The sequence below is a fragment of the Bifidobacterium olomucense genome, assembly GCF_012932375.1.
Lineage (GTDB): Bacteria > Actinomycetota > Actinomycetes > Actinomycetales > Bifidobacteriaceae > Bifidobacterium > Bifidobacterium olomucense.
This window is the reverse complement of the sequence record NZ_JAAIIG010000007.1, coordinates 73,388-93,600: the sequence shown is the minus strand read 5'-3', so window position 1 is coordinate 93,600 and position 20,213 is coordinate 73,388. Positions and strand designations below refer to the sequence as shown.

Annotated in this window: 17 protein-coding genes, 1 tRNA gene and 1 pseudogene; 13 read left to right on the top strand and 6 right to left on the bottom strand. The window is 58.3% G+C overall.

The genetic code is table 11. From position 1 onward, the window contains the following. Positions 1-28: 28 nt before the first annotated feature. Both purC and purT read right to left on the bottom strand, forming a co-directional pair. Positions 29-778 carry a phosphoribosylaminoimidazolesuccinocarboxamide synthase gene (gene purC / locus G1C97_RS08470; protein ID WP_100496703.1) on the bottom strand — a complete coding sequence of 250 codons (750 nt, stop codon included), beginning with the start codon at positions 776-778 and terminating at the stop codon, positions 29-31. Between the two features lie 75 nt (positions 779-853). Then, a complete protein-coding gene (gene purT, locus G1C97_RS08465) occupies positions 854-2,149 on the bottom strand; it encodes a formate-dependent phosphoribosylglycinamide formyltransferase (RefSeq protein ID WP_169241389.1) in 1,296 nt (431 codons plus the stop codon). A gap of 217 nt (positions 2,150-2,366) precedes the next feature. Here purT and G1C97_RS08460 point away from each other — a divergent pair, with 217 nt between their 5' ends. Both G1C97_RS08460 and G1C97_RS08455 read left to right on the top strand, forming a co-directional pair. Then, the gene (locus G1C97_RS08460) at positions 2,367-3,563 is read left to right on the top strand and encodes a pyridoxal phosphate-dependent aminotransferase (protein WP_169241443.1); all 1,197 of its coding nucleotides are present in this window, start codon (positions 2,367-2,369) and stop codon (positions 3,561-3,563) included. 121 nt (positions 3,564-3,684) lie between these two features. Further along, positions 3,685-4,845, top strand: a complete 1,161-nt coding sequence (locus G1C97_RS08455; protein ID WP_169241388.1) for a glycosyltransferase — start codon at positions 3,685-3,687, stop codon at positions 4,843-4,845. Between the two features lie 55 nt (positions 4,846-4,900). Here the strand turns inward: G1C97_RS08455 and G1C97_RS08450 are convergent, their stop codons facing one another. Together G1C97_RS08450 and G1C97_RS08445 are read right to left on the bottom strand one after the other, a co-directional pair. Further along, a complete protein-coding gene (locus G1C97_RS08450; protein ID WP_169241387.1) occupies positions 4,901-5,926 on the bottom strand; it encodes a threonine aldolase family protein in 1,026 nt (341 codons plus the stop codon). A gap of 107 nt (positions 5,927-6,033) precedes the next feature. Next, positions 6,034-6,109 (bottom strand) — tRNA-His (locus G1C97_RS08445). Positions 6,110-6,405: 296 nt separating this feature from the next. Between G1C97_RS08445 and G1C97_RS08440 the strand changes: the two are divergent. From G1C97_RS08440 to G1C97_RS08405, 7 genes and pseudogenes are all read left to right on the top strand, one after another. Further along, a pseudogene (locus G1C97_RS08440) lies at positions 6,406-7,466 on the top strand (bile acid:sodium symporter family protein). A 728-nt stretch (positions 7,467-8,194) separates the two neighbouring features. Then, complete coding sequence (rpsL, locus tag G1C97_RS08435; protein WP_003813881.1) at positions 8,195-8,566, top strand: 30S ribosomal protein S12; 372 nt, start codon at positions 8,195-8,197, stop codon at positions 8,564-8,566. A 5-nt stretch (positions 8,567-8,571) separates the two neighbouring features. Next, the gene (gene rpsG, locus G1C97_RS08430; RefSeq protein ID WP_094667337.1) at positions 8,572-9,042 is read left to right on the top strand and encodes a 30S ribosomal protein S7; all 471 of its coding nucleotides are present in this window, start codon (positions 8,572-8,574) and stop codon (positions 9,040-9,042) included. Between the two features lie 26 nt (positions 9,043-9,068). Next, positions 9,069-11,192 (top strand): elongation factor G, encoded by a 2,124-nt coding sequence (fusA, locus tag G1C97_RS08425; RefSeq protein WP_169241386.1) that lies wholly within the window; start codon positions 9,069-9,071, stop codon positions 11,190-11,192. Positions 11,193-11,366: 174 nt separating this feature from the next. After that, complete coding sequence (gene tuf / locus G1C97_RS08415) at positions 11,367-12,566, top strand: elongation factor Tu (protein ID WP_100496698.1); 1,200 nt, start codon at positions 11,367-11,369, stop codon at positions 12,564-12,566. Between the two features lie 141 nt (positions 12,567-12,707). Beyond that, on the top strand, positions 12,708-13,691 hold the full coding sequence (locus G1C97_RS08410) for a Gfo/Idh/MocA family protein (protein WP_205832577.1): 984 nt from the start codon (positions 12,708-12,710) through the stop codon (positions 13,689-13,691). Between the two features lie 232 nt (positions 13,692-13,923). After that, positions 13,924-14,967: a zinc-dependent alcohol dehydrogenase family protein gene (locus tag G1C97_RS08405; RefSeq protein ID WP_169241384.1), complete on the top strand. Its 1,044-nt coding sequence runs from the start codon at positions 13,924-13,926 to the stop codon at positions 14,965-14,967. Positions 14,968-15,095: 128 nt separating this feature from the next. Here the strand turns inward: G1C97_RS08405 and G1C97_RS12330 are convergent, their stop codons facing one another. Both G1C97_RS12330 and G1C97_RS12325 read right to left on the bottom strand, forming a co-directional pair. Beyond that, complete coding sequence (locus tag G1C97_RS12330) at positions 15,096-15,758, bottom strand: DUF6591 domain-containing protein (protein WP_240951078.1); 663 nt, start codon at positions 15,756-15,758, stop codon at positions 15,096-15,098. Beyond that, on the bottom strand, positions 15,733-16,266 hold the full coding sequence (locus G1C97_RS12325) for a hypothetical protein (RefSeq protein WP_240951077.1): 534 nt from the start codon (positions 16,264-16,266) through the stop codon (positions 15,733-15,735). The genes G1C97_RS12330 and G1C97_RS12325 overlap by 26 nt, the downstream gene beginning before the upstream one ends. Before the next feature lie 172 nt (positions 16,267-16,438). Here G1C97_RS12325 and G1C97_RS08395 point away from each other — a divergent pair, with 172 nt between their 5' ends. From G1C97_RS08395 to G1C97_RS08375, 4 genes are all read left to right on the top strand, one after another. Beyond that, complete coding sequence (locus G1C97_RS08395; protein ID WP_169241383.1) at positions 16,439-16,888, top strand: helix-turn-helix domain-containing protein; 450 nt, start codon at positions 16,439-16,441, stop codon at positions 16,886-16,888. 107 nt (positions 16,889-16,995) lie between these two features. Then, on the top strand, positions 16,996-18,615 hold the full coding sequence (locus G1C97_RS12105; protein WP_240951084.1) for a serine/threonine protein kinase: 1,620 nt from the start codon (positions 16,996-16,998) through the stop codon (positions 18,613-18,615). Positions 18,616-18,766: 151 nt separating this feature from the next. After that, positions 18,767-19,768: a hypothetical protein gene (locus tag G1C97_RS08380; RefSeq protein WP_169241382.1), complete on the top strand. Its 1,002-nt coding sequence runs from the start codon at positions 18,767-18,769 to the stop codon at positions 19,766-19,768. Beyond that, the gene (locus G1C97_RS08375) at positions 19,765-20,136 is read left to right on the top strand and encodes a GntR family transcriptional regulator (RefSeq protein ID WP_169241381.1); all 372 of its coding nucleotides are present in this window, start codon (positions 19,765-19,767) and stop codon (positions 20,134-20,136) included. Before G1C97_RS08380 ends, G1C97_RS08375 begins: the two co-directional genes overlap by 4 nt. Positions 20,137-20,213: the final 77 nt, after the last annotated feature.

Here is a 20,213-nt window from a genome sequence, read left to right as displayed (position 1 = left end):
TTCTGAAGAGGGGAGCCAAATACATGAATCAGGCGACTTCGATGCCTTCGGACTTGGCCAGTTCGGCCAAGCGGCTTTCGATTTCCTCGTAGGCCGGGATGATCGAGCCCAGACCGCGGCGGAACAGGTCCTTGTCCAGATGCTCCACCTTGCCGGAGTGATCGCGCTGATCCCACAGACGGCAGGAATCCGGGGTGATTTCATCAGCCAGCAACAGCGTGCCATCGGAGGCACGGCCCATTTCGATCTTGAAGTCTACAAGCTTGACATCGATCTTGGCGAAGATGTCGATCAGCGCCTCGTTGATCTTGCGAGCCAACGGGGCGATCTCGGCGAGATCTTCGCGGGTGCATACACCCAAGGCAACCAGATCATCGTCGTTGACGAACGGATCATGCAGATCGTCGTTCTTCAGGAAGTATTCGAGCACCGGCTCCTTGAGCGGCAGACCTTCCTCCACGCCCAGACGGGAGCAGAAGTGACCGGCGGCGGTGTTGCGCAGCACGATCTCCAGCGGGAACATATCCATCTTGCGCACCAGCTGGGCGGTGTCGTTCACACGCTTGACGAGGTGGCTCTCGATGCCGCGAGCCTTGAGCAGGTCGAAGATGATGGTGGTGATGAGGTTGTTCAGACGGCCCTTGCCGGTGAAGTCCTCTTTCTTCTCGCCGTCTCCGGCGGTGGCGGTGTTCTTGTATTCGACCCACAGGATGTCGGGATCGTCGGTTGCATACAGTTGCTTGGCCTTGCCCTCGTAGAGCTTTTCCAGCTTCTCCATAACTCGCCTTTCAGGAGTGGAATTCTGGGTGAACTAACGGTAAAAGGGTATCAACGATAGCTGACACCCCACGGGTCATCTGACGTCGATCTTCAATGTGTCGGCGACTCGTCCCGCCTTGGCTCGCGCATCGGCTTCACTGGTGCCAATGGCGAGCGCCACAGCCATGCGCCGGTGACCGTGCACTTCAGGCTTGGCGAAGATGCGCAGATCGGTGCCGGGCTCGGCCAACGCCTCAGCCACATTGGTGAATTCAGCCTCGCCATCGCCGGCCACTACAATGGCATGGCTGGCGGCCGTGGTGCCATCAGTCAGATTCAGCGCCACGTGCTCAGCCGTAATCGGCAGCCCCAAAATCGCACGTGCATGCAGAGCGAATTCGCTCAAACGCTGGGAAGCCATCGTCACCATGCCGGTGTCATGAGGGCGAGGGGAGACCTCGTTGAACAGAATCGAGCCATCGGTCAACACGAACAGCTCCACACCGAACACGCCCCAACCGGTTTCTCCGGCTTTGTGGGCGCGAGCCACCAGACCCTCGACTGCGGTTCGTGCGATTTCTTGCGCACGCTCGGATTCGCCAGCCGGTTCTGCGGCCGGTTGCCAAGACTCGCGGTAATCGCCGGATTCCTGACGCTGACCGATCGGCGCGCAGGTCACAATGCCGGCCGAGGAGCTCACCGTCAACACCGTCAACTCACGATCCAGCGGAGCCAAAGCCTCCACGATCACACGGGATACGTCACCCTCATCGGCGGCACGGCGACCTTCCTGAGCTTCAGTCCAAGCCGCATCGATCGCATCGGCCGAACGCACCACGGACTGACCGTGGCCCGAGGAGCTCATCACCGGCTTGACCACACACGGGTACCCGACCGTGGCGGCGCCTTCGCGCAGCTCCTCCAGCGAACCGGCGAAACGATACGGCGTGGTCGGCAAACCAAGCTCCTCATGAGCCAGCACACGCAGGCGCTCGCGATCCATGCAGATCGCCGCGATCTCAGCGCTCGGCACCACCTGAGCACCGGCCGCAGCCGCTCCGGCCAGCACATCCGTGGCGATGGCCTCCACTTCAGGCACGATGATGTCCGGCTTCACCTCGTCGAACAATGCCTGCAACTCGGTGGCATTCGCCATATCCAGCACGCGATACTCATGTGCCGCTTGCTGGGCCGGGGCCCCGTCATAGGAGTCCGCTGCGCACACCCAAGCACCCAGTCGCATCAGTTCGATGGTCACTTCTTTGCCCAGCTCGCCAGAGCCCAAAAACAGTACGCGGGTCGGATGCTTGCCGAGTGGAGTGCCGAGTGGACGGTGGGTTGTGCGGGAATCGGAGGAGTTCGCAACGGTGTTCGCTTGAGTCTGAGTCATACCTCACATTCTGCCATGCCGCACGAATTTTGCCGTCTGTAACCTGCCATAAATACTGCATATAGACACGCCGTTGCATGGGCTTGGGCGACGTCGTACGGTATCAGTTACCGGCCGATTTGTTCAGCACGGTCGGGCCAACGTTTGAAGGGGAATCGCTTGCAAGGCCATTCATTGGGGCTTTGCAAGCGAGTGGACGAGGGGATTGGATATGCCAGTGCGATATGAGGCACTGATTTCCAAGCGAGCGGCACATCTGCCGGGCAATCCCTTCGCCGAGGCGGACGCGCGAGTTGCTGCCGCGATTGCTCAGGGGCGTGACGTCATCGATATCAGCAAAGGCAACCCAGACGGACAGCCGCCAGCATTCGTCCAAGATGCGCTCGCCGCTGCGGCGCATGACCCATCCGAATTTCGTTACCCGCCGTTTGACGGGCTGCCGCAATACCTTGACGCCATTGCCGGTTGGTATAGGCGTGAGCATGGAGTTTGCGTGAACCCCGCCACCGAACTGCTCGCCACCTCCGGTTCATCGGTGGGCATCGCCACTGTGATCCAAGCGCTGATTGACCCTGACGACACGGTGGTGGCAGTGGATCCATACTATCCGCAGTATGAAGGTTCCACAGCGGTTGCAGGCGGCCGATTCGAAACGATTCCCGCCAGTGAGGCGCATGGCTTTCTTCCTGATTTAGAAGCAGTGGACCCAGCGTTGTGGACGCGAGCCAAGCTACTGATTCTCAATTACCCAAACAATCCCACCGGCGCGGCGGCCACGTCGGAACTGTATGCGGCTGCCGTGCGCCTCGCCAAACAGTACAACTTTGTGGTACTCAACGATTTTGCCTACGCCGGTTTGGAATTCAACGGTGCGCGTTCGCTGAGTCTGCTGGAAACCCCGGATGCCCTTGATGTGGCATTGGAACTGGGCTCGCTTTCCAAGATGTATATGGTGGCCGGCTGGCGAGGCGGATTTATTGCCGGTAACGCCGAAATTCTGGCCGCAGTCAAGGCTGTGCACCGGCAGACCGCAGTGCTGGCCTCCAGCGTGATTCAACAGGCAGGTGCTGTGGCATTGGACTCCGACCAATCCACGGTGGCGGAACTGGCAGCACAGTATCAGCATCGTTTTGAAATCGTGCGCGACGGACTGCATGGTAGCGGTCTGGAAGTCACTCAGTCGCGTGGTGGCTTATTTGCTTGGGCGCGCGTACCCAATGGTGCTGGCACGTCGGCTGACTTTGTTGACTGGCTGCTCGATACTGCCGGCGTCGCACTGATACCCGGTTCCTGCTTCGGCACAGTGGGTGAGCATTGGGTGCGTATCAGTTTGCTCAAGCAAACCGCTGAACTATATGAGGCCGTTTCACGGATTCGCCGCGCTCTGGAAACGCTGAAGACATTGGCCAAATAGATTGGTCGTTGCTAGGCAATAATTAGGCAATGCATATCTCGCCACACTGTTTTCTCAAGTGAACCGGATGTTTGCCTTTGCCATAGCCACTTGGTGTGTGGCCGTGGCTTAAGATGAGGCAATGCGTGAAAACGGGAGTGAGGAAAGTCTCGATAGGCCTCTGACTATTGCCTTGGTAGTGGATACGGTGGGCAATCAAGGGAATGGCACTTCCAATTCGGCGCTGCAATGGGCAACCGAATTGGAGCGGCAAGGGCATCACGTGCGTTTGGTGGGCATCGGCGCCCCTGAATATCCGGCCCGTGTGAACAAGGTGCCGTTGGTCTCCTGGGTGGCGGCCAAACAGCTCATGCAGTTTGCCCAGCCGAGTGACACGCTTTTCCGTACCGCATTCCAAGGCGTGGATGTGGTGCATATTTACATGCCGTTCAAATTCGGCCGTCATGCGGCTAAAGTCGCCCGCCAGATGGGTATCCCGGTGACTGCCGGCTTCCATCTGCAGCCGGAGAATGTATTGTATTCCGCGGGGCCATTGCGTCATATTCCGGGTATCTCACCCTTTTTGTACTGGCTGTTCAAGCACTGGCTGTATAAGCGTGTCGACCATATCCATGTACCTACCGAGATGACGGCGAGTCTATTGCGTTCGCATGGATATCAGGCGACACTGCATATGATTTCCAACGGATATTCTCCGGAATATCAACCGGGCGAGCTTCCGGACCCGAAAGCCGCATCGCCGGTGCCGTTCCGCATCATCGCGTCGGGACGTCTGGCGCATGAGAAGGATCAGATCACGCTGATCAAGGCGATTGCCATGTCTCGTCATGCGGGGGATATCCAGCTGGTGATTGCCGGTACCGGACCATTACGCCATTACCTCAAGTTCCGTGCCGGCAGACTGTTGGCGCGCAAAGCGGAAATCGGCTTCCATCGGCATGCTGAAATGCCGAGTTTGCTAAGGTCGGGCGATTTGTTCGTACACTGTTCCATTGCGGACATCGAATCGGTAAGTGTGATCGAAGCGATGGCCTGTGGTTTGGTGCCTGTTATCGCCGCATCGGAGCTCTCTGCTGCCAGCCAGTTCGCTTTGCTGGACGAATCGCTGTTTCCTGTACGGGATGTGGCGTTGCTGGCTCGTCGCATCGATTGGTGGATCGCACATCCGCGAGAACGAGCCGAGTGGAGCGCCAAGTATGCCGAGAGCACCAAGGAACATTATTCCGTGGAGGCCTCGGTCCATAAATTTGTGGATATGGAGCGTGAGGCCATCGAGGGATAGCCTCACGCGATTGAGCGTTTAATGGTCGTGCTGCTGTGGTTCGCCGTATGCCGACTTACAGCAGTTGGATAAGCTGATCGACTTCCTCGTCGGTGGTGGCCCAGCTGGTGCAGATACGCATCACGGTGTGGGCGTCATCGGCTTTTTCCGTGAATCCAAGTTTCACATGCTGCGCCAGACGGTCGATGGTCGGCTGATCGAGCGTCACGAAAATCTGATTGGTCGGGGCCTCGAACGTGAGCTGATAGCCCTTGGCCTTGAGCGCTTCGCGAATACGGTCGGCGGCAACATTGGCGTTGCGGGCAATCTGGAGGTACAGGCCATCGGTAAACAGTGCGTCAAATTGTGCGCCCAGCACGAAGCCTTTGGCCAAAAGCGCGCCGTGCTGTTTGATTTGCGTCAGGAAATGCTTCGGTGTGTTGTTCTTGGTGAAGACTACGGCCTCGCCGAAGAGCGCGCCCACTTTGGTGCCTCCGATGTAGAACACGTCGGCGATACGGGCCAAGTCGGGCAGCGTCAAGTCGCCGCCGGTCGCCGTCAGCGCATAGCCGAGGCGCGCGCCGTCCACGAAGAGCGGCATGTCGTATCGATGAGCCACATCGGCAAGTGCTTCCAGCTCGGCCTTGGAATACAAGGTGCCGTATTCGGTGCTTTGCGAAACATAGACGCAGCCGGGGAAGACCATGTGCTCGTAATTGCCGTCCGCATAGAAGGTCTTGCAGAATTCGTCGAGCTCGGCAGCGTCCATCTTGCCGTTGTGATGGGGAAGCGTAAGTACCTTATGCCCGCTGAATTCGATGGCGCCGGCCTCATGCACGTTCGGATGTCCGGATTCGACCGCCACCACACCCGCGTATGCCGGTGTGACCGTGTCGATAACCACTTGATTGGTCTGTGTGCCGCCCACCAGGAACCAGACGTCAGCATTCGGCAGATCGCAGGCTTCGCGGATTTTGGACTTGGCCTGAGCGGTCAGCTCATCCGAGCCGTAGCCGGAATAGAGGTGCTCATTGGCGCGCGCCACGGCGTCAAGCACAGCCGGGTGAGCGGCGCGGGAATAGTCGTTTTCAAAAGACAACATTGCGAATCCTTCTTTTTTCGGGCCTCATGAAGCAATAGCCCCGAGTCTACAACGCTGTAGTTTGCAACAGGAAAACTAAAAACCCCTCCGATTCCTCGGAGGGGTACTGGGGTGGCCAACGCGGCTCGAACGCGCGACCTTCTGAACCACAATCAGATGCTCTACCAACTGAGCTATGGCCACCATGCATGTTTTCCAGTGGACTGGAAGACAACAGATGAAGACTATACACAACTTTGCGTCATTGCGCATCTCGGCGTGTCGCGAATGCGTTGGGTGGCGGGTGCAATTGTCGGGTGCGATTCGGTGGCCCGTTGATCGAATGTCACAACGTGGCACCGCCTTCGTTGTAGGAATGCCTAAAAATGATCGGTTGCCAGTAAGAGTTCGTTCACAATGTGAGCAGAATGTTTCGTGTCAAGTTGGATGAGCATAACTTCATGCGATGTTGTATTCCATTACCAGAGAGAGAAACACCAATGGAAAAGGTTAAGGCTTTTGCTGACTGGCTGACCAAATGGTTCACGGTCATCGTCATCGTCTGGGCCGTCTTCAACTACTTCGTGCCGCAGGCGAGCCTGTGGGGCAAGCCGTACACCGGCTACATGCTGGGCATCGTGCTCTTCGGCATGGGCCTGACGCTGAGCCTCGACGACTTCAAGCGCATCCTCACCCAGCCGCTGATGGTTATCGTCGGTACCGTCGCCCACTTCTCATCATGCCGCTTATCGCCGTGCTGCTGTGCTGGATCTTCCGTCTTGACGGCCCGCTGGCTGTGGGCGTGATCCTCGTGGGCTGCTGCCCGTCCGGCACCTCCTCCAACGTGATGAGCTACCTGTCCCGCGGTGACGTAGCCCTGGACGTCTCCATCGGCATCCTCTCCACCCTGTGCGCACCGTTCATGATCCCGCTGCTGATGCAGCTGCTGGCTTCTCAGTACGTGTCCGTGCCGGTCGAGTCCCTGTTCCTCAACGCCGTCAAGGTGGTGCTCTTCCCGATCGCCCTTGGTGTGATCTGCCATATGATCTTCGGCAAGAAGATAGAGAAGGTCACCGTGGCCCTGCCGATCGTCTCTCAGGTCGCCATCCTCCTGATCATCGGCGTGGTGGTTGCCGCCAACGGCCCGAAGCTGTTCCAGGCCGCCTCCCTGCTGGCCATCCCGGTGGTTATGCTGCACAACCTGTCCGGTTATGCTCTGGGCTTCGGCTTCTCCAAGCTGATGTACAAGGTCTACCCGAAGGGCTTCCGTTACGCTCAGCAGAAGGCCATCACCTTCGAGGTCGGCATGCAGGACTCCGCTCTGGGTGCCACCTTGGCCCTGCAGTCCTTCGCGACCAACCCGCTCGCGGCCGTGCCGTCCACCTTCTTCTCCGTGTGGCACAACATTTCCGGCTCCATCCTTTCCAGCTGGTGGCGTAACCACGATGACAAGCACGAAATCCATTGGGATTCCGACAATGGCGAGAAGGGATCCGCTAAGGATGCCGACTCCGTGCATGCCTTCGATGCCGACAAGGCCACCGCTAAGGCCGAGGCCTGATTCGGTGCCGGTCCGCAGCGTATAAGCTGCATTCCTCGCGCTGATTGACCGCAACCGCTCCTGCTTACTCCCGATTGTCTTACCGGGCGTTTTGCAGGAGCGGTTTTGCTATACTTGGAGGTGCGGAAAACATTGAAGAGAAGCGGCGAAGAGGCCGATTCCGCAAGAGGTTTCCAAGAACAAAAACTCAGATAGACAACAAAAAATATATGAGGCGATAGCTGGTTAAGTAATGGTGTTCCCTCCTCTTGGCGGTGCCCCCGAGTGACATAGACTCCTCGGGGGCACCTGCTGTCTGGGGATTGTGGGGAATGCCAACGGTCCACGCGGAGCTGGCTGGTTGGAATGTCTGTTGCGAGACCGTAAACTTGGCCGAACGGCCTTGAGTGTGTCGAACAACAGCCATCCCGACCAGATGGCGGCCAGTACGTATCGATGATGTAAGCCGGCGCGTCGTTGTCCGGGGAATTCGTAATATAGATATTCGTGTGTGCCAACGGCATGCCTTATGTAACAGGCGTGCGGGTTGGGATATCCTTCGATTCGCTGATCGCATGCAGTAATGCATCGACGGGAGAAGCGGAGGCCATCGGGCCGGTGGACTGGGCTAGCTTTTTATGATTCGTCGAGCGCGGATATACCGTGCTGAAAGCGATTCGGTGAGAAGTGCGGGCGCAGTGCGGCGGTCGCACGAAACCAAGAGAAATCACTGAATCGGAGAATTCAAGTTGCCTACTATTGAACAGCTCGTCCGTAAGGGACGTCAGGCAAAGCCGAAGAAGTCCAAGACTTTGGCCCTGAAGGGCAGCCCGCTGCGTCGTGGCGTGTGCACCCGTGTCTACACCACCACCCCGAAGAAGCCGAACTCGGCTCTGCGTAAGGTCGCTCGTGTGCGCCTGTCCTCCGGCATCGAAGTCACCGCCTACATTCCGGGCGAAGGCCACAACCTGCAGGAGCACTCCATCGTGCTCGTGCGCGGCGGCCGTGTGAAGGATCTGCCGGGTGTGCGTTACCACATCGTGCGTGGTGCGCTCGATACCCAGGGTGTTAAGGACCGCAAGCAGGGTCGTTCCCTGTATGGAGCAAAGAAGGCGAAGTAAGAGATATGTCACGTAAGGGACCTTCCAAGAAGCACGTCGTGCTGCCCGATCCGATCTACGGTTCCACCGTGGTGGCGCAGCTCATCAACAAGATTCTGCTCGACGGCAAGAAGTCGATCGCTGAGGACATCGTCTACTCCGCGCTCGATATCGTCAAGGAGAAGTCCGACCAGGAGCCGGTCGCTGTTCTGAAGCGCGCCCTGGACAACATCCGTCCGTCCCTTGAGGTGCGTTCCCGCCGTGTCGGTGGCGCCACCTATCAGGTGCCGGTCGAGGTCAAGCCGAACCGCGCCAACACTCTGTCCCTGCGCTGGCTGACCGACTTCTCCCGCGCTCGTCGTGAGAAGACCATGGCCGAGCGTCTGGCCAACGAGATCCTGGACGCCTCCAATGGTCTCGGCGCTTCTGTCAAGCGTCGCGAGGATACTCATAAGATGGCAGAGGCTAACAAGGCCTTCGCTCATTACCGCTGGTAATTAATCCAGGAGAATAAGGAATAACGATGGCTCAAGAGATTTCGGACCTTCACGACGTCCGCAATATCGGCATCATGGCTCACATCGATGCCGGTAAGACCACCACTACCGAGCGAATTCTGTTCTACACCGGTAAGAGCTACAAGATCGGTGAGGTTCACGATGGCGCCGCCACCATGGACTTCATGGCACAGGAGCAGGAGCGCGGCATCACCATTCAGTCCGCCGCTACCACCTGCTTCTGGAACCGTCAGACTCACGATACCAAGGACAAGTTCCAGATCAACATCATCGATACCCCTGGCCACGTGGACTTCACGGCCGAGGTGGAGCGCTCCCTGCGCGTGCTCGATGGTGCCGTTGCCGTGTTCGACGGCAAGGAAGGTGTGGAGCCGCAGTCCGAGACCGTGTGGCGTCAGGCTGATAAGTACGGCGTGCCGCGTATCTGCTTCGTCAACAAGATGGATAAGCTCGGTGCGAACTTCTACTACTCCGTCGACACCATCAAGGAGAAGCTGGGCGCAACCCCGATCGTCATGCAGCTGCCGATTGGCGCCGAGAACGACTTCGTCGGCGTTGTCGATCTGGTCGAGATGCAGGCATACGTGTGGAACGGCACCGAGGGCCTCGGCGCCAAGTACGACACCACCGACATCCCGGAGGACCTCAAGGACAAGGCTGAGGAGTACCACGAGAAGCTCGTGGAGGCCGCAGCCGAAGCCAACGACGACCTCATGAACAAGTTCTTCGAGGACGGCGATCTGTCCAAGGAAGACATCCGCGCCGGTGTGCGTCAGCTGACCATCGCCAAGGAAGCCTTCCCGGTCTTCTGCGGTTCCGCCTTCAAGGACAAGGGCGTGCAGCCGATGCTGGATGCCGTTGTCGATTACCTGCCGTCCCCTGAGGACGTGCCGGCCATCAAGGGCTACAAGCCCGGCGATGAGTCCGTCGAGATCGATCGTCACCCCACCAAGTCCGATCCGTTCTCCGCACTGGTCTTCAAGATCTCCACGCACCCGTTCTACGGCAAGCTCGTGTTCGTGCGCGTCTACTCCGGTTCCGTCAAGCCCGGCGACTCCGTGCTCGACTCCACCCGTGAGAAGAAGGAGCGCATCGGCAAGATCTTCCAGATGCACGCCGACAAGGAGAACCCGATGGATGTGGCCGATGCCGGCAACATCTACACCTTCGTGGGTCTGAAGAACGTCACCACCGGTGACACCCTGTGCGCTATCGACGACCCGATCACCCTTGACTCCATGACCTTCCCGGATACGGTGATCCAGGTGGCCGTCGAGCCGAAGACCAAGGCCGATCAGGAGAAGATGGGCATCGCTCTGGCCAAGCTGGCCGAAGAGGATCCGACCTTCCAGGTCACCACCGACGAAGAGTCCGGCCAGACCCTGATCGCCGGCATGGGCGAGCTCCAGCTCGACATCATCGTCGACCGTATGCGTCGCGAGTTCAAGGTGGAGTGCAACCAGGGCAAGCCGCAGGTGGCCTACCGCGAGACCATCCGCAAGGCCGTCATGGATCAGGGCTACACCCACAAGAAGCAGACTGGTGGTTCCGGCCAGTTCGCAAAGGTCCTGATGAACTTCGAGCCGCTCGACACCACCGAAGGCAAGACCTTCGAGTTCGAGAACGCCGTCACCGGTGGCCACATCTCCCAGGAATTCATTCCGTCCATCGAAGCTGGCGTCAAGGAGGCCATGGAATCCGGTGTTCTCGCTGGCTTCCCGGTCGTGGGCGTCAAGGCCACCGTCACCGACGGCCAGATGCACCCGGTCGATTCCTCCGAAATGGCCTTCAAGCTCGCAGGCTCCATGTGCTTCAAGGAGGCTGCTCCGAAGGCCAAGCCGGTTATCCTCGAACCGATCATGAAGGTCGAAGTCCGTACTCCGGAGGAGTACATGGGCGAGGTTATCGGCGATCTGAACCAGCGTCGTGGCAACATCCAGTCCATGACCGACGCCATTGGTGTCAAGGTCATCGACGCCAAGGTCCCGCTGTCCGAGATGTTCGGCTACATCGGCGATCTTCGTTCCAAGACGCAGGGCCGCGCCATGTTCACCATGGAGATGGACTCCTACGACGAGGTGCCGAAGAGCGTCTCCGAAGAGATCATCAAGGCTCAGCGCGGCGAGTGACACGCGCTGCTTGAGGAGTTGGCCAGTGTCTCCAGTCAGCGGTAATATTCTGTACCGCTGACTGGGTTCTGGCTCTCCAAAGTGGCACATAACCCAGAAACCCAGTAGAATAGAGCGAGTGCCTGCGTGATAGGGCGCAGGAAACTCACGAGACGTCCAGGAGGACAAAAGCAAATGGCAAAGGAAAAGTACGAGCGTACTAAGCCGCACGTTAACATTGGTACCATCGGCCACGTCGATCACGGTAAGACCACCCTGACTGCCGCCATCTCCAAGGTGCTGCACGAGGAGTTCCCGGATGTCAACCCGGAGTACGACTTCAACCAGATCGATTCCGCTCCGGAAGAGGCCGCCCGCGGTATCACCATCAACATCGCCCACATCGAGTATCAGACCGCCAAGCGTCACTACGCTCACGTGGACTGCCCGGGCCACGCCGACTTCGTGAAGAACATGATCACCGGTGCCGCCCAGATGGATGGCGCTATCCTCGTTGTGGCCGCCACCGACGGCCCGATGGCTCAGACCCGCGAGCACGTGCTGCTCGCTCGTCAGGTGGGCGTCCCGAAGATCCTGGTCGCCCTGAACAAGTGCGATATGGTCGACGATGAGGAGCTCATCGAGCTCGTTGAGGAAGAGGTCCGTGACCTCCTCGACGAGAACGGCTTCGATCGTGACTGCCCGGTCATCCACGTGTCCGCTTACGGCGCTCTGCACGATGACGCTCCGGACCACGAGAAGTGGGTTGAGCAGATCAAGAAGCTCATGGACGCTGTCGATGAGTACATCCCGACCCCGGTTCACGATCTGGACAAGCCGTTCCTGATGCCGATCGAGGACGTCTTCACCATCTCCGGCCGTGGCACCGTGGTGACCGGCCGTGTGGAGCGTGGCCAGCTGGCCGTCAACTCCCCGGTCGAGATCGTCGGTATCCGTCCGACCCAGTCCACCACCGTGACCTCCATCGAGACCTTCCACAAGACGATGGACGCCTGCGAGGCTGGCGACAACACCGGTCTGCTGCTGCGTGGTATCAACCGTACCGACGTCGAGCGTGGTCAGGTTCTGGCCAAGCCGGGCTCCGTCACCCCGCACACCAAGTTCGAGGGTGAGGTCTACGTGCTGACCAAGGATGAGGGTGGCCGTCACTCGCCGTTCTTCTCCAACTACCGTCCGCAGTTCTACTTCCGCACCACCGACGTCACCGGCGTCATCGAGCTGCCGGAAGGCGTCGAGATGGTTCAGCCGGGCGACCACGCTACCTTCACCGTTGAGCTGATTCAGCCCATCGCAATGGAGGAAGGCCTGACCTTCGCTGTGCGTGAGGGTGGCCACACCGTGGGCTCCGGTCGAGTCACCAAGATCCTGGCCTGATTTTCATCAGACAAGATCTAGTGCGCTTGAACTAGCGTCTTAGGAAATCCCCTTCGGGTTCGTCCCGGAGGGGATTTTGCTATATATACCTATATATACGAGTACGGTATGAATAGCACGAATACAGCAAAGGAGATGACGATGCGGGAACTTCGATGGGCGACGCTTGGATGTGGCGTCATCGCCAATCAACTTGCACAGGCTATGGAGAGCAAAGGGCGCGAACTGTATGCCGTGGCCAATCGCACACATGCCAAAGGCGTGGCGTTTGCTGAGCGATACGGCATCGGTAAGGTCTACGACCAGATCGACGATGTGTTTGACGATCCGGATGTAGACGTCATATACATCTCCACTCCACACAACACGCATATTGCATATCTGCGCCGAGCGCTGGCTGCCGGCAAGCATGTGTTGTGTGAGAAATCGATTACACTCAATTCGGATGAGCTTCGGGAGGCCATGGATTTGGCGGATGCCAATCACGTGGTACTTGCCGAAGCCATGACCCTGTATCACATGCCGGTGTATAAGAAGCTCAATGACCTCATCGCTTCCGGTGCTTTGGGTGAACTGAAGCTTATTCAGATGAACTTCGGTTCCTACAAGGAATACGATATGGCCAATCGTTTCTTCAACCGCAATCTGGCGGGTGGCGCCATGCTGGATATCGGCGTGTATGCGCTTTCATTCGTACGTTGGTTCATGAGTTCCAAGCCGGATCAGATGCTTTCCCAAGTCAAGGCTGCTCCCACTGGCGTTGACGAGCAAGCCGGCATCCTGTTGACCAACCCTGACGGGCAGATGGCCACGGTTACTCTTTCTTTGCATGCCAAGCAGCCCAAGCGTGGCACTGCGGTTTTCGACAAAGGATACGTGGAAATCTACGATTATCCGCGTGCAGAACGCGCCACCATCACATATGTTGCGGACGGTCATACTGAGGTTGTTGAGGCCGGTGCTACAGACAATGCTTTGGCCTATGAGGTGGAAGACATGGAAACCGCCATCGCCGGGGATCCGTCGGTGATGCATCTCGACTATACGCGTGACGTGATGGACATGATGACCGAGATCCGTTGCAATCAGTGGCATATGTATTACCCGGAAGAAGAACAGGCATAGGCATCGCCGCACAATGCAGGTGGATATGATTTCATGATTTTGGGCCACGGGATCATGGCGAACCATGCGCTGAGAGCATGACTGCGTATGGCTGAAATCTATTGGATGTCATAACGAAACCGGTCTTCAATAGGGAGCGAAGTCGGTGCCGTGACCGAATAGTTCCAGCACGCGATCGACTGCATATGGTGGGCGGCGGCATATGACGCCTCGAAATAAGGAGCAATGCGCAATGAGTGAAACCATGAAGGCCGCGATTTTCGTGGAACCCGGCAAGATGGCCGTGGAAGAGGTGCCGAAGGCACACCTCGAAAAGGACGACGACGCGGTGGTGCGTGTGGTGCGTGCCTGCGTATGCGGCTCCGACCTGTGGTACTTCCGCGGCCTGTCCGACCATCCGCGCCACAGCCAGATCGGTCATGAATCCATCGGCGTGGTCGAGGAGATCGGTTCCGAGGTCACATCCGTCAAGCCCGGCGACTTTGTGGTGCTGCCCTTCCCGTACAGCTGCGGCAAATGCCCGGTATGTAAGGCCGGCTTCGAATCCGTGTGCCCACACGGCGGTTATTTCGGTGCCAGTCAAGCCGAGTATGTGCGCGTACCCGAGGGCGACGGCACGGTGGTCAAGGTACCCGGCTCCCCTGAGGACTATGACGACGCCACGCTTGCCTCGCTGTTGACTATCGCCGATGTGATGTCCACCGGTTATCATGCGGCCGTTTCCGCCGAAGTCAAGCCCGGTGACACCGCCGTGGTGATGGGTGACGGCGCCGTGGGATTGTGCGGCGTGCTGTCCGCCCATATGCTTGGTGCCGGCCGCATTATCGCCATGAGCCGTCACGAGGATCGTGCCGCGTTGGCTCGTGAATTTGGCGCTACGGATATCGTGGCTGAGCGCGACCAGGCTGCCATCGATAAGGTGCTGGAGATGACCGGCGGCTATGGAGCGGATGCCGTACTCGAATGCGTGGGCTCCAGGCAGTCCTTCGATACCGTCATCGGTCTGATTCGTCGCGGCGGCGTGATCGGCCGTGTGGGCCTGCCGCATGATGTTGCGATCAGCGCCGAAGGCACGTTCTACGGCAATATCGGTATCAAGGGCGGCCCGGCACCGGTGCGTCACTACGATCTTCACGCCGGTCTGCTCGACGCGGTACTCAAGAAGGAGATCAACCCCGGTCGCGTGTTCACCGCCGAGTTCGACCTCGATCACATCCATGAGGCCTACGAAGCCATGGACCAGCGCAAGGTCATCAAATCCCTGATTCGCTTCTGAAAAACCACTATACGGATGCGTGAGGCAAGGGCTTCGACAATAAGTAAAGGTTCCTGTGATGGGCTATCACAGGAACCTTTACTTATGCGTCAGACCGTGTTCAGTGCATTGACCGTATGATGGCAGCTCTACTGAACGGTGCTGAGTTTCTCGTTGACGCGGGTCTGTACTTCGATGTAGTACTGCAACTCCTCGTCAGTCAAGGAGCCGTCGTTCAACGCATCGAACTTCTGCATCGTATCGTTGTACTGCTTCAGCCACTTCGTGTAGTCCACCAACATGGAAGCCGGTTGACCTTCGGAGTCGTACTTGTTCATGAAGTCCACGTAGTCGTTCATGGTCTTCTCATAACTGTCCATCGCAGCTTTGAAATCGCTGTCGGAAGTTCCGGCAGATGCATCGGCATCCGAGTTCGTGGAGGAATCAGTCGAGGAATTGGAATCCGCGTTGGCGGAACCGTCAGTGGAGGAGTCCGAAGTGGAGTCTTGAGGCGGGTAGATGGAGACATCCATCACATCGGTGTTGTACTCGTTCACCGAAGCATGCACGCGGTAGCCGGCTTCATTCTTTGCGGTGAAGGCATCCTCGCCCTTGGAGTATTCGACAGTGAAGCCCTTATCTTGCAACGACTTCACGTATGCCTCGTACTGTGTGGCATCCGTATCACATACGGAAATGGAGAACAGGCTGGAGCTTTCGGTGTTGATGTGCCCCTTGACGGCCTGCGGCTTCGGCAGCTGCGCAACCAAGTCGGAGGACGGCCAGTTATACGCCTTGCAGTCCACCTTCATGTTCCTTGAATGCGGCATCATTGGCCGCGCTCTTAGCGCCAATGCGCACTACGTTCACGCTGCCGACAATCAATCCCACTACGGCAATGCCGACTGCCACCCAAGCCAGAACACGACCCTGCATCTTGCTGTTCTTGCGCGTTGTGTACAGGGAGAAGCCGGAAAGCAGTAGCGGCAGAACCGCAAGAATTACAAGCGTGCTCCAAGAATTTACGCCGATAAAGGTGCTCAGCAGGAACACCACGTCCACAATGATGGCGAAAATCGTCAACTTCGAGGTTTTCTTATGCGGCTGCGGCTGGCCAATAGGCGCTGAGCCAGGTGCCAGATCACCAGCCGGACCGCTGACAGAACTGTTGGTGGAGCCGCCAGCGGTTGCGTTCGGGTACACGATAGGAGCGGTGGTTGGGCTCGTCTGTGCGATTGGCTGCCCACCCGGCTGTCCGCTTGTCTGATGTGCCGAAGCCGTCGGCATAGACGTGGTCGGCTGATCGGATTGATTGGTCATAGTTCTTCTCTCCTTTCCAATCGAAAGCCACTCATCTCGCGGGAGATTATTGCGCGAAAACAAGCATTATTCCTCAGTCCGTTGCTGAATTATTCAGTTGCCAACTGAATAATCGACAATTTGCCCGGCATCCGCCCTTGCTTCACTGCAATACGGCGGTATAAAAGAAACCATGAGAACGAACGGCACTTCAGGCGAAAAAATCCTTACCGAAGAACTTTTGGATCGGCTTCTCGCCAGCGATAGCATCGAGACCTATCTGGATGAAGAGAAGGTCAAAGACCGCGAGCTGGTCGACTATCTGCAGTTCCTACTTGTTCGTCATGGACTGAAGCGTGCCGACGTAGCCCGTGCATCTGGCCTGAATGCCACGGTGGTATATGACATTTTCGCCGGCAAGAGCAGGCCTGGACGCGATCATGCCATCATGCTCGCCTTCGGTTTGGACTGCGATGTGCGAGAAACCCAACGCGTGCTGAGGTTCGCCGGCGTATCAGAACTATGGTGCAGACAGCGGCGTGACGCGATTATTCTTTGGTGTGTGAAACAAGGGCTCGGCCGTGCGTCCACTGATGATGAATTGCATCGGTTTGGCGAGCCGACCCTACTGAGCGTGGACTAGCATGGGGAATACGTGATGGAGCATGGCAGAAGGCCTTGCTGCTCGTCGCGATGTGGGCTGATACGGCATCGGTATGGCGTCAGGGAGAGGAATACGTCGTGGATGATATGCAGACGATGCATGCCATGATGCTTGACGATGCCTATCATGTGGAACAGGTGCTGGCGAGTGGCCCGTATGGAGTCACCGAACTGGTGACGCTCGACGGCACAGGGCCGTTCGTGCGCAAAAAGATTCCTCTGCAATTCGCACGCCGCCGGTTATGGTCCACGATTGCCGAATGTCATTCACCTCGACTGCCGCATATTGAAGCCACTTACGAGCTGCCCGACTGGTTCGTGGTCGTCTACGATTACGTGCAGGGTGTCACGTTGGAACAGCGGATAGTCGAGGACGGCAGATTGTCCGCACATGCAGTGACTCGCATTGGATTACAGCTGTGCGAAGCGGTTGGAGAATTGCATCGTTGCGGTATTGTCCATCGTGATATCACCCCGGCGAATATCATCATGGCAGCGGATGGCGCGCACTTGATTGACTTCGGCATCGCGCGCGAACAAGATGATGCCGGTGGTGCGCCGCGTTCGCATGACACGACCACGCTGGGCACTTGGGGGTTTGCGGCACCGGAACAGTATGGCTTTGCTGCCACCGATGCACGCAGCGATGTATACGCGATTGGTTGCGTGCTCGGATTCCTGCTTACCGGGGTACAGCCATCCGATAAGCCGCGATATGAGCAACTGCTCGCCGATAGCGATGTGGTCGATCCACGCCTTCGTGCAATAGTGAATCAGGCGTGCGCGTTTGAGCCGAGCACTCGACCGCAGAACGCGGAAGCATTGTATCGATTGCTCAGTTCCACGTCAGCCGCCATGATGGTCGCAGACGAGGCAGGCGTTTCGCACGGCAGCAAGATGCGGCATATTCATCGACGAGCGCTGATATGGATTGCGACGGTGTTGGTGGCGGTGCTGGTGGCGGCCGGCGGCGTTAGCGGATACATGCTCATGCACCGGAATGTGAACACGGTTTCGCAAACGGACTCTGGTGCGCAATCGTCGGCTGGGAATAATGTTGATAAGCACAATGACGATGTATCATCGGATTCGCCGTCTACCAGTGGCAATGGGGAAAAGACGTTGCAGGGCAATCCTGTTGCATTGACGGAATCCGGTTGGTCGGCGCCGACCGGGTATGTGGAATATGCGTTGGCGCTGCACAATACCGATACCGAGCATGCCGTGCAATTTCCTCAGGTCACGGTTACCGGCAAAAGTGCCGATGGGTCAGTGATGTTTTCGCATACGCAGGTGTTCGCGATTGTGTACGCCGGGGAGACCGCGTATTTTTCCGGTCAGGCTGGGAATGGGGAAAAACCGACGAGCGTGGAGTTCAATGTGGAGAAGCCCTCAGCGGATGATTTGCTTGACACCGGTGGCGATGAATCGTTCGTCGTCCGCAATGAGAAGAAACACGACATTGACTTTGGTGGCACCACGTTCAGCGGGGAAGTGGTCTGCGAACGTGATAATGACAACGGCAAGGGCGTGTACACGGATGATATTGGTGTGACATTGGTGTTGCGCGACAAACAGGGACGAATCGTATACGGACGCAGTACCAATGTGACCAAGCCCGCTCTTGGCGGTGCGAAGGCGTTTTCCATCGAAACGTATGATCTGCCGCAATATGTGTCGTATGAATTGTATGGACACAGTTATTAGGGAGATATTGTTTTGCCTTGTACCGTTGAAACTGCACCATACTTTTGATACACTTTAAACTGTATTAGAAGTATGGTGCAGTTTGCGTTGGTGGTCGAGGTTGAGCGCCTCCGTGCAAACTGCTCCTCACGGGGCGAATGGGGTGATTGCGATGTCAATCATGGCGTCTTATGTGGTCGTGGCGATGCTGATCTGGCTGCTCATGCTGGTCCTTACCATCACCGTGCTAGTGCTGGTGATCAGGGCTCTGCTGCGGATGAACCGGGAGCCCTCGCTTTCGATGCGGGCGGGGACAGCCGGCGGGAATCCGCCGTTCTCCGGCGACGGCCCGATATCGGTGGCTCGTCATCGTGTGTTGATGGCGTTGCTCGCCGGCGCAATCGTGCTGATTGCTGGTCTCGTTCTCAATGATGCGTTCCCGCAAAGTATGGCACTCATCGCGGCGCTTACGCCGGGGCTCGCCGCATCCACGGTCATGGCGGTCATCGCGCTGCCGTTCCCGGATTCGGTGTCGCGGCAGGAAGACAGTGACGGTGTGCGCGTGGCGTCCCTGCGGTCGCGTGAGCCGTGGACCTACGTTCGGCGGTACGTACTCATGCAGCCGTTGCTGGCCGCGGGATTGCTCATCGCCTATCTTGGCTTCACCATCGCCACAGCGAGTCCCGACGATTCCGGCCTGATGCGAAGCATCGCACTGACCGGACCGAACGGCGAATCGCAAGGTTCGGCGGGCCCCTATCCAGGCTCCTACTATGCGGTGCCGCTAATCGTCGTCACCTGCGTGCTGGCGGCGTCGGCCTGCCTGGCGCTGTGGCGCATCGCCCATGTGCCCAGCTCCCCGGATCCGCGATACGGCGAAGAAGACAAGGCGTGGCGCGTGCTGCTGACGCGGTTCGCGGTGTTCCTGCCCGCCGGCTCGATGCTCACCTACGCGGTGAGCGTGCTGATGGTGGCCGGTACCGCCACCGTGCGCGTCGGCACCAATAACGGTTTGCTGTCGCCGGACTATGCGGACGACGTGTATCCCACGCTGGGCAACGCGCAGATCATCATGGGCGGTGTGGTGGCCGTGGTCGCCTGCATCTACCTGATCCTGGCGTGTGTCTCAGTCGTACGTCTCTGGACCGGGACGAGCCGTGAGGACCGTCGATGAGCGGCGGGGGAGACGAGCTGCGTCTGGTGATTCGCGAATCGTCGCCGACGCCCGTCTATGAACAGATTCGCGCGCAGATCGAAGGCATGGTGAAGGTCGGTGCCCTGCATGACGGCGACAAACTGCCCTCGGTGCGTCAATTGGCCGGTGACCTGCGACTGGCGCCCGGCACCGTGGCCAAGGCGTATGCCGAGCTCGCCGAGCGGGGCGTCATCGAGACGGCGCCCGGCCGTGCCGCACGCATCAGGCGTGTGACGACGGTTCCCGAGCCGTTGCTCCAAGCGGCGAAGACCTATGCTGAGCAGTCGCATCGGCTCGGCGCGACGTTCGAGGACGCCATCAACGCCCTGCGCGCCCAGTGGGACTGATGCTCGGGGACATCGCCGTTCGCGGCGCGGAATCGGTGTGGTACCGGCCGTACAATGGCCGCATGGTTGTTCAGGGA

What these genes read in the sequence shown, in the direction of transcription:
- purC (WP_100496703.1), bottom strand. Translation starts at nt 778, where the DNA reads ATGGAGAAGCTGGAAAAGCTCTACGAGGGCAAGGCCAAGCAACTGTAT.
- purT (WP_169241389.1), bottom strand. Translation starts at nt 2,149, where the DNA reads ATGACTCAGACTCAAGCGAACACCGTTGCGAACTCCTCCGATTCCCGC.
- G1C97_RS08455 (WP_169241388.1), top strand. Translation starts at nt 3,685, where the DNA reads ATGCGTGAAAACGGGAGTGAGGAAAGTCTCGATAGGCCTCTGACTATT.
- G1C97_RS08450 (WP_169241387.1), bottom strand. Translation starts at nt 5,926, where the DNA reads ATGTTGTCTTTTGAAAACGACTATTCCCGCGCCGCTCACCCGGCTGTG.
- rpsG (WP_094667337.1), top strand. Translation starts at nt 8,572, where the DNA reads ATGTCACGTAAGGGACCTTCCAAGAAGCACGTCGTGCTGCCCGATCCG.
- fusA (WP_169241386.1), top strand. Translation starts at nt 9,069, where the DNA reads ATGGCTCAAGAGATTTCGGACCTTCACGACGTCCGCAATATCGGCATC.
- tuf (WP_100496698.1), top strand. Translation starts at nt 11,367, where the DNA reads ATGGCAAAGGAAAAGTACGAGCGTACTAAGCCGCACGTTAACATTGGT.
- G1C97_RS08410 (WP_205832577.1), top strand. Translation starts at nt 12,708, where the DNA reads ATGCGGGAACTTCGATGGGCGACGCTTGGATGTGGCGTCATCGCCAAT.
- G1C97_RS08405 (WP_169241384.1), top strand. Translation starts at nt 13,924, where the DNA reads ATGAGTGAAACCATGAAGGCCGCGATTTTCGTGGAACCCGGCAAGATG.
- G1C97_RS12330 (WP_240951078.1), bottom strand. Translation starts at nt 15,758, where the DNA reads ATGAAGGTGGACTGCAAGGCGTATAACTGGCCGTCCTCCGACTTGGTT.
- G1C97_RS12325 (WP_240951077.1), bottom strand. Translation starts at nt 16,266, where the DNA reads ATGACCAATCAATCCGATCAGCCGACCACGTCTATGCCGACGGCTTCG.
- G1C97_RS08395 (WP_169241383.1), top strand. Translation starts at nt 16,439, where the DNA reads ATGAGAACGAACGGCACTTCAGGCGAAAAAATCCTTACCGAAGAACTT.
- G1C97_RS12105 (WP_240951084.1), top strand. Translation starts at nt 16,996, where the DNA reads ATGCAGACGATGCATGCCATGATGCTTGACGATGCCTATCATGTGGAA.
- G1C97_RS08380 (WP_169241382.1), top strand. Translation starts at nt 18,767, where the DNA reads ATGTCAATCATGGCGTCTTATGTGGTCGTGGCGATGCTGATCTGGCTG.
- G1C97_RS08375 (WP_169241381.1), top strand. Translation starts at nt 19,765, where the DNA reads ATGAGCGGCGGGGGAGACGAGCTGCGTCTGGTGATTCGCGAATCGTCG.